The sequence below is a fragment of the Streptomyces sp. NPDC046349 genome, assembly GCF_055587885.1.
Genome location: NZ_JBVJFK010000003.1, coordinates 239561 through 252959, shown reverse-complemented (window position 1 = coordinate 252959; position 13399 = coordinate 239561). Strand labels below are relative to the sequence as shown.

Annotated in this window: 10 protein-coding genes; 6 read left to right on the top strand and 4 right to left on the bottom strand. The window is 74.7% G+C overall.

Annotation, left to right across the window (positions count from 1 at the left end; genetic code table 11):
- Positions 1 to 93 precede the first annotated feature (93 nt).
- Positions 94 to 948, top strand: a complete 855-nt coding sequence (locus ACZ6JS_RS08365; RefSeq protein WP_469297160.1) for a GNAT family N-acetyltransferase — start codon at positions 94 to 96, stop codon at positions 946 to 948.
- A gap of 71 nt (positions 949 to 1019) precedes the next feature.
- Here the strand turns inward: ACZ6JS_RS08365 and ACZ6JS_RS08360 are convergent, their stop codons facing one another.
- On the bottom strand, positions 1020 to 1463 hold the full coding sequence (locus ACZ6JS_RS08360; RefSeq protein WP_469296804.1) for a subtilase-type protease inhibitor: 444 nt from the start codon (positions 1461 to 1463) through the stop codon (positions 1020 to 1022).
- A 327-nt stretch (positions 1464 to 1790) separates the two neighbouring features.
- Between ACZ6JS_RS08360 and ACZ6JS_RS08355 the strand changes: the two genes are divergently transcribed.
- Positions 1791 to 2528 carry an ABC transporter ATP-binding protein gene (locus tag ACZ6JS_RS08355; protein WP_469296803.1) on the top strand — a complete coding sequence of 246 codons (738 nt, stop codon included), beginning with the start codon at positions 1791 to 1793 and terminating at the stop codon, positions 2526 to 2528.
- Positions 2522 to 4972, top strand: coding sequence for an ABC transporter permease (locus ACZ6JS_RS08350; RefSeq protein WP_469296801.1), 2451 nt, complete (start codon positions 2522 to 2524; stop codon positions 4970 to 4972). The genes ACZ6JS_RS08355 and ACZ6JS_RS08350 overlap by 7 nt, the downstream gene beginning before the upstream one ends.
- A gap of 17 nt (positions 4973 to 4989) precedes the next feature.
- On the opposite strand, the gene ACZ6JS_RS08345 is transcribed toward ACZ6JS_RS08350, so the two are convergent.
- Together ACZ6JS_RS08345 and ACZ6JS_RS08340 are read right to left on the bottom strand one after the other, a co-directional pair.
- Positions 4990 to 5451, bottom strand: a complete 462-nt coding sequence (locus ACZ6JS_RS08345; RefSeq protein ID WP_469296800.1) for a Crp/Fnr family transcriptional regulator — start codon at positions 5449 to 5451, stop codon at positions 4990 to 4992.
- Between the two features lie 348 nt (positions 5452 to 5799).
- Positions 5800 to 6102: a hypothetical protein gene (locus ACZ6JS_RS08340; RefSeq protein ID WP_030848599.1), complete on the bottom strand. Its 303-nt coding sequence runs from the start codon at positions 6100 to 6102 to the stop codon at positions 5800 to 5802.
- A 259-nt stretch (positions 6103 to 6361) separates the two neighbouring features.
- On the opposite strand from ACZ6JS_RS08340, the gene ACZ6JS_RS08335 reads away from it, so the two are divergent.
- Positions 6362 to 8305, top strand: coding sequence for a glycoside hydrolase family 5 protein (locus ACZ6JS_RS08335; protein ID WP_469296799.1), 1944 nt, complete (start codon positions 6362 to 6364; stop codon positions 8303 to 8305).
- Here the strand turns inward: ACZ6JS_RS08335 and ACZ6JS_RS08330 are convergent.
- A complete protein-coding gene (locus ACZ6JS_RS08330; protein ID WP_469296797.1) occupies positions 8229 to 9737 on the bottom strand; it encodes an MFS transporter in 1509 nt (502 codons plus the stop codon). The two genes, ACZ6JS_RS08335 and ACZ6JS_RS08330, sit on opposite strands and share 77 nt — an antisense overlap.
- Positions 9738 to 9816: 79 nt before the next feature.
- Here ACZ6JS_RS08330 and ACZ6JS_RS08325 point away from each other — a divergent pair, with 79 nt between their 5' ends.
- Complete coding sequence (locus tag ACZ6JS_RS08325; RefSeq protein ID WP_469296796.1) at positions 9817 to 10404, top strand: helix-turn-helix domain-containing protein; 588 nt, start codon at positions 9817 to 9819, stop codon at positions 10402 to 10404.
- A 193-nt stretch (positions 10405 to 10597) separates the two neighbouring features.
- Entirely contained in the window at positions 10598 to 13336 is a 2739-nt protein-coding gene (locus ACZ6JS_RS08320) for a DNRLRE domain-containing protein (RefSeq protein ID WP_469296794.1), read from the top strand.
- The last annotated feature ends 63 nt before the right edge of the window (positions 13337 to 13399 follow it).

Sequence of the window (13399 nt, the reverse complement as noted above, 5' to 3'; positions counted from 1 at the left end):
CCGCTGACAGGCCGCGGCGCAGGCGCGCGAAGGCGGTCCGCTGTGCGCCGGAACACCTCCGCGCACACCATCCGTATCTGGTACAACACCGCTATGACGGGATTCGAGATCACCGGGGCGAGTGCCGCCGACATGGAGATGATCCGGGGCTGGGCCGCCGAGGAGGGCTGGAACCCGGGGGACTCGGACCGTTTCGCCTTCGCCGTGGCCGACCCCGAGGGCTTCCTCGTCGGGCGGCTCGACGGGGAGCCGGTGGCCTGTATCTCCGCCGTCCGTTACGGAGCCGGCTTCGGCTTCATCGGCTTCTACATCGCCCGCCCCGCCCACCGGGGCCACGGCTACGGCATCCGGCTCTGGCGTGCCGGGATGGAACGGCTCGACGGCCGGCTCGTCGGCCTGGACGGGGTCGTCGAGCAGCAGGACAACTACCGCAAGTCCGGGTTCCGTTCGGCCTGGAACAACGTTCGCTTCGAAGGCGTGCCCCAGGGCGGTGCGGCGGGCGGTGACAGGGCAGGCGTCGAGATCGTGGACGCCGCCACGCTGCCCTTCGGCCGGCTCGCCGCCTACGACCGGCGGTTCTTCCCCGCTCCGCGGGACGCCTTCCTGTCCGCCTGGACCGCCCTGCCCGGGCGGACCGCCCTGGCGGCGGTCCGCGACGGGCGGATCGAGGGCCTGGGTGTGATCCGCCCGTGCAGCGCCGCCCACCGGATCGGCCCCCTGTACGCGGCCACTCCCGCGGTGGCGGAGGTCCTGCTGCGGCGGCTGGCGCGGCACGCGTCCGGCGGACCGGTGGCCGTGGACGTCCCCGACGCGAACCCCGAGGCGACCGCGCTCCTCAAGGGCCTCGGCCTGGTCCCGACCTTCGAGGCGGCCCGGATGTACACCGGCCCGGCCCCGGACCTCCCCATGGCCGAGCTGTTCGGCGTGACCAGCCTCGAACTGGGCTGAGCCACCGCGGACCTGCGCGGTGGCCGGGCGGCGGTCGCACGGCGCCGCCCGGCCGGTTCCGTCACGCGGGATCAGAAGCCGAAGAGGGCACCCGCGGTGTTCCGCAGACCGCACGGATTGGCGAACGTGTAGCTGTAGTTGAGCCGGCGGCCCTGCCAGACCCCGTCGGCCGTGACCGTCATCGGGTCCCACTCCCTGGTACAGACGGCGTCGGCGGCCGGCGCCGCGAGCGGGTCCAGCTGCGCGCCCGCCGCGCGTAACTCACGGCACGCGGCAACCGGGTTCGGGTGGGTCCCGCCGGGCCCGGGCGCGCAGACGAGCGTCACCGCCCGCAGCACCGTGCCGGTGTCGGCGTCCGGGCCTGCCGTCACGCTGAGCACCAGCGCGGACGGCGCGTACAGACTCTGCTCACCGCTCGGCGCGGCGCCGGCCGTGCCGGGCCAGGCCAGCGCCGTGAGCGCGGTGAGCGCCACGGCGGTGGAACCGAGTCCGAGACCCCTTGCGATGGACCGCATTTCGAACACTCCCTTGGGTTGGCGTTTCGGATAGCGGACGCAGTCTTGCCGACGCGCGCCGCGAACGCCCGTTCGCACCCTCATTTCTCGTCACCGATCGTGTACGAATGACTGCAGACCGCAGCCGTGCCGAAGGGTTGACCTGTAGGGGAGCGGGACCGGGAATCGGCCGAACACCGACCGGGAGACGTCCCCGAAACATCCGCGGCGCCCTCCTCGGCCACCCGGCACGGGGCCAGGGCGGAGCCGGGGGGTAGGGCCTGCCCCACCCCCCGAACACCCTCCAGGCCCGCTGTGCCGAGCCGTCCCGCCCGGTTGGGTTGGAGCATGGAAAAAGACGCGATCCAACTCAGGGACGTCAGCAGGGTCCACACGGCCGGCGGCCATCCGGTCACCGCACTCGACCAGGTGTCCCTCGGCTTCCCCCGCGGCACCTTCACCGCCGTCATGGGCCCCTCCGGCTCCGGCAAGTCCACCCTCCTGCAGTGCGCGGCAGGACTCGACCGGCCCACCTCCGGCACCGTCACCATCGGCGGCACCGACCTGGGCCGGCTCGGCGAGGCCCGCCTGACCCGGCTGCGCCGCGAGCGGATCGGCTTCGTCTTCCAGGCCTTCAACCTGCTGCCCGCCCTGACCGCCGAGCAGAACGTCGCCCTGCCGCTGCGGCTGGCGGGCCGCCGCCCCGCCCACGCGGACGTCCGGGAGGTCCTGGCCCGAGTGGGACTCGCCGACCGGGCCCGGCACCGGCCCGCCCGGATGTCCGGCGGTCAGCAGCAGCGCGTCGCCCTGGCCCGCGCCCTGATCACCCGGCCCGAGGTGCTCTTCGCCGACGAACCCACCGGCGCCCTCGACTCGCGGACCGGCCGCGAAGTCCTCACCCTGCTGCGGGCCATGGCCGACACCGAACAGCAGACGGTCGTCATGGTGACCCACGACCCCGTGGCCGCCTCCTACGCCGACCGCGTCGTCTTCCTCGCCGACGGCCGCCTCAGCGGCGAACTCGCCGGCGCTGACGCCCAGGACATCGCCGCCCGCATGACGGCACTGGAGGCCGCCCCGTGCTGACCGCCGCCCTCCACAGCGCACGCACCCGCTGGGCCGCCTTCGCCGGGAGCTTCGTCGCGCTGGCACTCGGCGTCGGCCTGATCGCCACCATGGGCCTCGCACTGGCCGCCACCCTGGAAGCCCCGGAGCGCGGACCGGAACGCTTCGCCCTTGCGCCCGTGGTCGTCAAGGGCAACGACGTCCTCCGCGTGCCGACCCCCCTCGGCGACCGTACCCGCCCCCTCGCCCACCCGGGGCCCCTCGCTCCCCAACTCGTGCACCGGCTCTCCGGCCTCGGCCCGACCACCCAGGACCGCTCCTTCCCCGTCCGCGCCGGCGGCGGACCGCAGCAACTGGTCGGCCACCCCTGGTCGGTCGCCGCCTTCGTCCCGTACACCCTCGACGCCGGCCGCGCCCCGAGCACCGACGACGAGGTGGTCACCACCGGCTGGGCCCGGCCCGGCACCCGGCTGACCACCGACCACGGCCCCGTCACCGTCGTCGGCACCGTCGCCGGCCGAGGCTTCGAGAACGCCGTGTTCTGGACCGACACCCGCGCGGCCCGGATCTCACCCGCCGTCGACCAACTCGTCGTCGCCGCCGACCCCGCCGCCGTACGGGCCGTCGTGGGCGGGGACCCCGACGTACGGATCCTCACCGGCCGGGACCGCCGGTACGCCGATCCCGACCCCGAACGCGACACCCGGGCCCTCCTCGCCGTCAACGCCATGCTCGGCACCGCCGGCGGGGTCACCGGCTTCGTCTCCGTGTTCGTCGTCGCCTCCGCCTTCGCCTTCGCCGTCGCCCAGCGCCGCAAGGAGTTCGCCCTGCTGCGCACCGTCGGCGCCACCCCCGGCCAGGTCCGGCGCATGGTGTACACCGAGGCGCTGGCCCTCGGAGTGCTGGCCTCCGCCGCCGGCTGCCTGTTCGGCGCGTACGGGGCACCCCTGCTCGCCCGCCGACTGGCCGAAGACGGCACCGCGCCGCACTGGTTCGCCATCGGCGACGCCGTCTGGCCCTACCACCTGGCCTTCTGGACCGGGCTGCTCGTCGCCCTCGCGGGAGCCGTCAGCGCGTCCTGGCGGGCGGGACGCGTCCGTCCCGGGGAGGCCCTGCGGGAAGCCGCCGCCGAGACGGAGGCCATGACCCCGGGCCGCTGGGTCTTCGGCGCCGGACTGCTGCTGGCCGGGCTCGGCAGCCTCGCGTACGCACTGCTCACCGATCCGTCGGACCTGCTCCACCGCAAGACGTACACCAGCCGCCCGATGCTGTTCATCGTGGCCTTCGCCCTCTTGGCCCCGGTCCTGGTCCGGCCGCTGGTCCGGCTCGTCGCCCTGCTCCCGGCCCGGCTGCCGGGCGCCGGCGGGATGCTCGTCCGGGAGAACGCCGCCGCGGGCATCCGCCGCACCGCCGCCGTCGCCGCGCCCGTGCTCGTCACCGTGGCACTCGCCGGCTCCCTGCTCGGAACGACCGCCACCCTCGAGGAGGCCGGGGCCGAGGAGATCCGGCAGCGGACGACCGCCGACTTCGTGATCACGGGCGGCCCCGGCGGATTCGGCCCGGCCGCCGTGGAACGGGTGAGAGCGGTACCCGGCACGGAGGTGTCCGCCACCGCCGCGACCGAGCTCCACGTACTGGAGGACGGCGTCGCACTCATCCGCTCCGAAGCCCGCGCCGCCGACCCGCGCGCCCTCGCCCGGACCGCCGACCTGCCCCTCGTCGCGGGCCGGGTCGACGACCTCGACGACGGATCCGTGATCGTGACGCAGGAGTGGGAGCGGCACACCGTCGGCCAGGCCGTCGAGGTCCGACTCGGCGACGGCACCCCCAGGACACTGCGGATCGCCGCCGTGATGAGCATCGGAACCGGGAGCAACGGCGCCTACGTCACCCCGGCCAACGCCCCCGGAGCGCCGGTCGACCGGATCGACGTACGACTCGCCCCGGGCGCCGACGCCGCGCGGGCCGCCACCGGCCTGGCCGAGGCCGCCCGGCAGGCCGGGGGCAGCCTCCTCACCAAGCAGCAGTGGGTGGCGGACAGTTCGCCGCGCACCAAGCGCACCACGCGGACCGGCTTCCTGCTGGTCCTCGGCATCGCCCTGCTCTACACCGGCATCGCGCTCGCCAACACCCTTGCGACGGCGACCTCCGACCGGGCCCGCGAGCTCGCCCTCCTGCGGATGGCGGGTGCCACCAGGTGGCAGGTGCTGCGGCTGGTGGCGGGGGAGGCCCTCACGGTCGTCCTCGTCGGCGCGGTCATCGGCACCCTGGTCGCCGCCCTGAACCTGGCAGGGATCCAGGGCGCGCTGCGGCTCCTGGACGCCGGCGGCGGGATCGTGATCCCCTGGGACGCCCTGGGCGCGACGACGGGCGCCTGCGCGGCCGTCGCGGTGGCCTCCGCGATCGTCCCGGCCGCCCTGTGCCTGCGCCGCCGCGCCGTCGACCTGGCCGGGCTGCGCGACTGAGCCGGGGCGCGATCCCCTCAGCCGGCCGCGCCCAGGCGCGGGGCGTACAGATCCAGCAGGCGGGTGCGGGTCTGCTGGAGCCGCATCGCGAGCACGCGCCCCACCCAGTGCCCGATCGCGGAACCGAAGGCGGGATCGGCGTCCATCAGCATCCGTACGGCCGCCGCGTCGAACTCGTAGGCGCGCACCGGCGTCATCGCCTCCGCACCGAGCTGCCACACGTACGGAGGGAACAGCCAGGACCAGCCGACCAGCTCGCCGGGGCCGAGGTTCTCCACCTGCGCGGGCCGCCGGCCGGCCACCGGGACCTCCAGGGTCACCGTGCCGGAGCGCACGATCCAGAAGGAATCCGCCCGGTTGCCTTCATCGAAGATCCGTGCGTTCTCCGGGAAATTGACCTCACGGGCCTGCGCCATCAGCCGCCCACGGTGTTCCGTGGACAGCACGGCGGCGATTCGGATGGGGGAAGGTGTGCTCACGACGGCCTCCGATCGGACCCCCCGCGACGCTCCTGCTGCTCCCAGTGTCGCCGAAGCGGCCCGAACGGGACCGGGCCGAGACGCTCCTTTTCTCAAAGTCCCGTCGGGCCCGCGGCGCTGCCGCCGATGCGGCCCAGGGGGTGGCCGGCCCTGCCCCACCGGACACCCTGGGCCTGCGCGATCCCGGGAGGCGCGCGACGACAGCCACGGCGCCTCGCCGCATTGCCGGAACGCCCCGATGCGCCCGGTTCCCGACGCTCCTCCGCCTCGCCACATGCACCGCCCCCGACGCCGCGGCCGATCCACCGGGGGTGGCCGATCCCCGGGGGTCGACGTGACAGCCGGCCCTCAGTCCTCGGCGTTCGCCTCCATGCACGCCAGCTCCATCGCGTCCAGCACCGCTTCGTGGCTGCGCCCGCTCAGCTCGGCGACGTTCTCGATCTGGGCCGTGGCCCAGGCCGCCAGCGTCATCACCAGGACCCGGAGCCCGTCGGTGCCGTACTCGGCCAGGACCGCGTCGGCCACGACCATGGCCTCCTCCGGCACCTGCTCCGGCGGCTCCAGACCGGCGAGGCCGCGCAGCATGACGAGGGTGCGCCGGGAGATCTCGGGCGTCATCCCCGCCAACCGCATGTCCTCTTCCTCGTTCATCCGCCCCGCCCTCCGCTGCCGAGCCCCCGTTCCCTCAGGGCACGGTAGAGGGACGCGGCGCCGTGCGGGGCCGTTTCCGCAGGGTGACGCTGCGTGAGCGGGCTGCGGCGGCCGGATCCGGCGGTTCCGGCCCGCGCCGGGGCAGCCGTGCAGCAACCGCCGAAAGCGTGCGGGCGTTCGCCTTCCCCCGGCAGCGACCCGCCGGTAACTTGACCCGCGGCAACCGCCCGGCCGGGCGGCCGGACCCGGTAGGAGCGAGATGAAGAGCCTGTTACGCGCCGTCCTGTGCGCCCTCCTGCTGACGGCCGGCGCCCTGCCCGCCGGGGCCGCCCAGGCACGTCCGGCCGGTCCGGCCGCCGCGGCCACCGAGGCCGTCACGGCCGCCGGCGCCGCCGGCGCCTGGACCCCGCCGCTCTCGACGCGCGGCCGGTACATCGTCGACGCGCAGGGCAACCGCTTCCGCCTGCGCTCGGGCAACTGGGACGGAGCCCAGGGCTCCTGGAACGGCTCGGGCGACCGCAACGACCCGTCGACGCACCACAGCGGCCAGAACGCCAACGCAATCCCCCTGGGCCTGGACCGGGTCCCGCTGCCCACCCTCCTCGCCGACTTCCGAGCCCTGGGTCTCAACAGCATCCGGCTGCCCTTCTCCAACGAGATGCTGCGCACCACCACCCCGGTCCCGGACGCGGCCGTCGCCGCCAACCCGGCCCTGCGCGGACGCACCCCCCTCCAGGTCTTCGACGCCGTCGTCGCCGCCCTCACCGACGGCGGTTTCGCCGTCATCCTCAACAACCACACCGTCACCACCCGCTGGTGCTGCGGCCTCGACGGCAACGAACGCTGGAACAGCGGACGTTCCACATCCCAGTGGGCGGACGACTGGGTCTTCCTCGCCCGCCGCTACCGCGACAACCCGCGCGTGGTCGGAGCCGACCTCTACAACGAGGTCCGCCGGGACGTCTGGGACGACCCCAACTGGGGCCTCGGCGACAACCACGACTGGCACGCCGCTGCCCAGGAGGCCGCCGACCGCATCCTCACGGAGGCCAATGCGAACCTGCTCGTCGTGGTCGAGGGCATCAACTGGTTCGGCCTGCCGATCGACGGCTTCCCGCACGGCCGGCCCACCCTCACCCCCGCCCGGACCCTCTCGCACACCCTGGTCGTCTCGAACAAGCTGGTCTACTCGGCCCACTTCTACGGCTACACCGGCCCCCATCACAGCGGAGCCACCGGCATCGGCGAGACAAGTGACCTGCGCTACCAGGACATGACCGCGGCGCAGCTCGAACAGACTCTCCACGAGCAGGCCTTCTTCGTCTCCGCGGAGACCGGCGCGCACTTCACCGCCCCCGTCTGGATCAGCGAGTTCGGCATCGGGGCCGACGAGAACGGCGCCGCACCGCGCACCTGGTTCGACCGTCTCACCGCGCAACTGGCGCGCAGCGACGCCGACTTCGCGTACTGGCCACTGGTCGGCTGGAGCACCACCGCCCAGGGCGTCCCCGGCGGGGACACCTGGGCGCTGCTCCGCTACGACGCGGCCGGCCGACGCTCCGGAGTCCTGGACGCGGGGGACTGGCGCACCGCCCACTGGTCCGGGCTCCTCGCGGCCCCCGGCCGCACCGGCCCCGTCCCCGCCGGCACCGCGTGGTACCAGCTGACCACCGACCACCGCGACCACAACGCCTCGCTGCTCACCCGGGCCGGCGGAGACTGGGACGGCGGGGCCCGCAAGGCCGTCTGCCCCGACGGCGCCCGCCTCACCGGCCTCGCCCACACCGGCGGCCGCGGCCTGTGCACCAGCTCCGGCCTGCGCGCCCCTACCGGGACGAACACCGTGGTCCGCGACGAGAGGTACGTCCCCGCCGGCGGCGACTGGGCCGGCGGCTACACGAAGTTCCAGTGCCCGGCGGGCCAGTTCGTGATCGGCTACAGCCTTCGGGGCGAGCGGGTCTCGGCCGCCCTGTGCGCACCGGCCCACACCGCCCTGCCGGCCGGCGGCCGCACCCTCTGGTTCGACCGCGGCGACAACCGGCCGCCCGGCGGACCCGGTGGCGACTACGCCCTCGGCCACTACAAGGGCCAGTGCCTGCCCACGGAGTACGCGGCGGGCATCGCCTTCACGACCCGGGTCGCGTCGCGCCCGTCCCCGGCCGCGCTGCTGTGCCGCCCCCTGCCGGGGGCCGGGGCGGAGTGAGTCCCCGCCCGCGGGCGGCGCCGGACCGGGTCCGCCCGGCCGCGGCGACGGCGAGCGCGAGGAGGACCAGGGCCGCCGCCACCGCGAAGGTGATCCGGGTGGCGGCGGCCACCGCCGCCGGGGACGCCGTCGCGACGTCGCCCGCGTCCGCCGCCAGCGTGAACACCGCGCCCATGGCGGAGGCGCCCGTGACGAGACCGAGGTTGCGTGCGAGGCCCAGTGTGCCGGAGACGACTCCCCGCCGGTCCGGCGGCACGTCCGCCATGACGGCCGTGTTGTTCGCCGTCTGGAACACCGCGTACCCGGCGGTCAGCACGGCGAGCGGGGCGACGTAGCCCGCCGGGCCGAAGTGCGCCGGCACCAGCGCCAGGGCGAGGGCGCCGGCGGCCATCACCGCGAGGCCGAGGGCCGTGGTGCGGCGCGGACCGAAGCGGTCGGCGAGTCGCCCGGCGGGCACCCCGGTCACGGCGGCCACCAGCGGTCCGACCGCCAGGAGGAGCCCCGTGAGGGCCGCGTCCAGCCCCAGTGCACGCGACAGCTGGAAGGGCCCGACCACCAGCGTCGTCATCATCACCGTGGAGACGAGCGCGCTCGTGGCGAGGCCCGCGCGCAGGCCCGGCGTGCGCAGGAGCGCCCGGGGGACCAGCGGCGACGCCGCCCGCCCCTGCGACCGTACGAAGAGGCCGGCGCCGAAGGCGGCGCCGGCGAGCAGCGCCGCGTTCAGGTGGCCGAAACCGCCGTGGCCCGGGGTCATGGCGAGGGCGTAGGCCGCCAGCGCCAGGGCGAGCAGCAGTGTGCCGGCTCCGTCGAAGCGGCCCCGGCCGGCCACGGCGGACGCCCCGGTCCCGCCGCGCGGCCGGTCTGCGGGCAGGTGGCGGCGTACCAGGAACAGGGTCAGCGCGCCCAGGGGCACCAGGGCGAGGAACAGCGCCCGCCAGCCGAACCCGGCGATCAGGGCGCCGCCCAGCGGGGCCCCGAGGGCGGTGCCGACCGCGGACATCGTGCCGAGCAGCCCCATGGCGCGACCGATCCGCGCCTTCGGGACCGCGTCAGCGACGAACGCCATGGCCAGGGCCGTCATGACGGCCGCCCCGGCCCCCTGCGCCGCCCGGGCGCCGATCAGCAGCCAGAGCGAGGTGGCTGCGCCGCACAGGACCGAGGCGCCGGTGAAGAGCGCCGTGCCCGCCACGAGCAGCCGGCGGCGGCCGAGGAGGTCGCCGAGCCGTCCGGCCCCGACGACCAGGCCGGTGACGGCGAGGAGATGGGCGAGGACGATCCACTGGACCTCCCGGAAGGAGGCGGAGAAGGCGTGCGCCAGCGTGGGCAGGGCGGCGGGGGCGGCACTGGTGCCGAGCGAGGCGAGCAGCATGGAGAGCGACAGGCCGGCGAGGGCCCGGCGGGCGGCGGACGCGGGGACCGCGGTTGCGTTCATGGCGGGCAGCGTCCTTCCGGCGGCGCCCCTTCGGCAAAGCATGTTGCCGATTCCGGGACGGCGCAGTGGAATGGCGGGTATGGACACACCGCCGGACCACCAAGCGGTCCTCGACGAGGTCGCCCCCCGCCTGCGGCGCCTGCGCGCCCAGAGCGGCCTCACCCTCGCCGCGCTCTCCGAGGCGACCGGCATCTCCAGGAGCACCCTGTCGAGGCTGGAGTCCGGCGGGCGCCGGCCCAGCCTGGAACTGCTGCTGCCGCTCGCCGCCGCCTACCGCGTACCCCTCGACGAGCTGGTCGGCGCTCCCGAGGTCGGGGACCCCCGGGTGCGGCTGAAGCCCCGGACCATGCCGGGCGGCGGCACGGTCGTGCCGCTCACCCGCGGCCCCGGCCCGCTCCAGGCGTTCAAGATGCTCATCCCCCACCGCGGCGCCGAGCCGGATCCGCGGACGCACGAGGGCTACGAGTGGCTGTACGTGCTGGACGGCCGGCTGCGCCTCGTCCTCGCCGACCACGACCTGGTCCTCGGGCCGGGCGAGGCGGCTGAGTTCGACACCCGGCTGCCCCACTGGTTCACCAGCGCGGACGAGGGGCGGCCCGTCGAGATCCTCAGCCTGTTCGGGCGTCAGGGGGAGCGCATGCACGTCCGCGCCAAGCCGCGGGGATGATGCCGCGGACGTGCCGGCGGCCCCCGGTTCTGGCGCGATCTCGTCGCCGAAATGCGCCAAGTGGGGTGAACGGAGCGCCGAACCGATCTAAGGTGCGCCCGTAAGCATCGTCGCGGACACCTGTTCGGCGGTTTCCGGCCATGCCTCACCAGTGGCGCCGTCCGGCCGCACCGCACACTCAACTGGGGGGTTCATGCGCAGATCCCGAAGGCCGGCGGTCTCTCTCGCCCTGTCCTTGTCCCTGACCGCAACCGGAGCGGGGCTGGGCCTCGCCCTCGCCCCGCAGGCGGCGGCCGTCACACCGCCCGTCGCCTTCACCGCCGACGCACTGTCCACGTGGCAGCCCAACGGGGTCGTATGGGCCCTCGCCGAGGCCGGTGGCCAGGTCTTCGCCGGCGGCACCTTCTCCACCGTGCGCCCGCCCGCGGGCGGGGCCGGCAGCGAACAGCAGGCCGTGAACTTCGTGGCGATGGACGCCGCGACGGGCGCGCCGACCTCCTGCAGACTCTCCTTCACCGTGGCATCCGGCACCGCGACGGTCCGGGCACTCGCCCTCTCACCGGACAAGACGACCCTCTACGCCGGCGGCTACTTCGGCGCGGTGAACGGCACCCCCGTCTCCAGTCTCGCCGCGATCGACGTGGCGAGCTGCACGGTGAAGACCGGCTTCCGCCCGGCCTTCGCGGCCACCGTCCGCGCGCTCGCCGTCACCGGGGACACGGTCTACGCGGGCGGCGACTTCCTCACCGTGGCGGGCCAGCCCCGCCAGCGCTTCGCCGCCGTCGGCGCCGCCGACGGAGCCCTCAAGCCCTTCACCGCCGACGCCGACGAGCCCGGCCGCGCCGTCGAGGTCACCCCGGACGGCCGGAACGTGGTCCTCGGCGGCGACTTCTTCACGGTCAACGGTGCGAACACCCACGCCCTGGCCGTCGTCGACGCGGCGAGCGGCGCGCTCACCAAGACATACCCCGGCTTCATCGACACCAACTCCGTCGTCAAGGACATCGCGACCGACGCGACCGGCTTCTACACCGCCAACGAGGGCACCGGCGGCGGCGTCTTCGACGGCCGGATCGCGCTCGACCTCCCGGGCTTCGGTCAGCGCTGGCGCGACACCTGCCTGGGCGCCACCCAGGCCGTGCTGCCCCACCAGAACGTGCTCTACAGCGCCTCGCACGCGCACGACTGCTCCCTCGTGGGGGAGTTCCCCGACGGCCGGCGCCACCACCTGCTCGCCCAGCCCACCGGCAGCATCGGCAAGCTGGGCTGGTCCCCCGACACCAACGACGGCATCGGCGAGGGCATCGGCCCACGCGTGATGACGGTCGGTTCGAAGAACGGCGTGCAGTACCTGTGGGTCGGCGGTGAGTTCACCACGGTCAACGGCGCGGCGCAGCAGAGCCTGACGCGGTTCGCCTCCACCGGGGACACCGGCGCGCCCACGGTGCCCGTGGCGAGCGCGGCGAGCTTCACACCGGGCGAGGTCCAGGTGCGCTGGCGCACCAGCCTCGACCTCGACGACAGTGCGCTGACCTACCGGATCTACCGCAACGGCTCGGCCACACCGATTGCCGCGGTCACGGCGGACTCGCTCTTCTTCAAGCGCCCGCAGGCCTCGTGGACCGACACCACCGTCGCGGCCGGCCAGTCGTACACCTACCGGGTCACGGCCTCCGACGCGGCCGGCAACACCAGCGCCCTCTCCGCCACCGCGAGCGTGACCGTCCCGACGAAGACCGACGGCTACCCGAGTCGGGTGCGCGCCGACGGGGCCCAGCTGTACTGGCGCTACGACGACCCGGTCCTGCCCTACGTCGCCGACTCCTCGACGGGCGGCAACCAGAACGGCGTGCACATGAACGCCCCGGCCCTGCGGCAGACGCCGGGCGCGGTCTCCGGCGCGAGCACGGCGATCGGCTTCAACGGCACCGACACCCGGATCTACGCGGACAAGCGGCAGACGGTGGGCAGCGCCTACACCGTCGAGACCTGGTTCAGGACGGACACCACCCGCGGCGGCAAGCTCTTCGGCTTCGGAAGCAACCAGGACCGCGGCAGCAATCAGTACGACAAGCACCTCTACATGACCAACGACGGCCGGGTGGTCTTCGGCGTCTACACCGGTGCCACCCGCACGATCACCACCGCCGGCTCGTACAACGACAACCAGTGGCACCATGTCGTCGCGACCCAGGGCCCCGGCGGCATGACCCTCTACGTGGACGGCGTCCAGCGGGGCACCCTGGCCGTCTCCGCACACGAGAACTACAGCGGCTACTGGCACGCGGGCGGCGACAGCCTCGGCGGCTGGCCGGACCGCCCGGCGAGCGAGTTCTGGGCGGGACAGCTCGACGAGAGCGCCGTCTACCCGACCGTCCTGAGCGCGGCGCAGGTGCAGAACCACTACGCCCTGGCCACCGCGCCGGCCGACTCGGTGGTCCAGGTCACCGCCGCGGAGGACACCTACGCCAACGCGGGCGCCCCCGGGACGAACTACGGCGCCTCCTCCTCGCTGGCGGTGCGCGGCACCTCCTTCTACGCGAGCTACCTGCGCTTCGACCTGCCGGCCGCGCCCGCGGGCACGGTGCTGAAGTCGGCCGTGCTCAGCGTGAAGACGAGCACGACGAGCGGCGCCGGTACGACGGACACCGTCTCGGTCGTCCCCATCACCGGAGCATGGAGCGAGGGCGGGACGACCTACGACAACCGCCCCGCCCTGGGGGGTCCCGCCCTCGGCGCCTACCCGGGCGTCCCGGACGGCTCGCAGGTGCACACCGCCGCGCTGACGACGGGATCCGTCGCGGGGGCGCTCGGCGGCAGCCTCGGCCTGGCGCTCAGCAGCTCCGGCACGGACGCCCTGTGGCTGTGGTCCTCCGAGGCCCAGGCCAACGAGGGCACGCCGCAGCTGACGCTCACCTTCGGGGCGCCGTGACCTGAGGCCGACGGTGCCGGGGGCGCGGACCGCAGCCGGTCCGCGCCCCCCGCACGTCCGGAA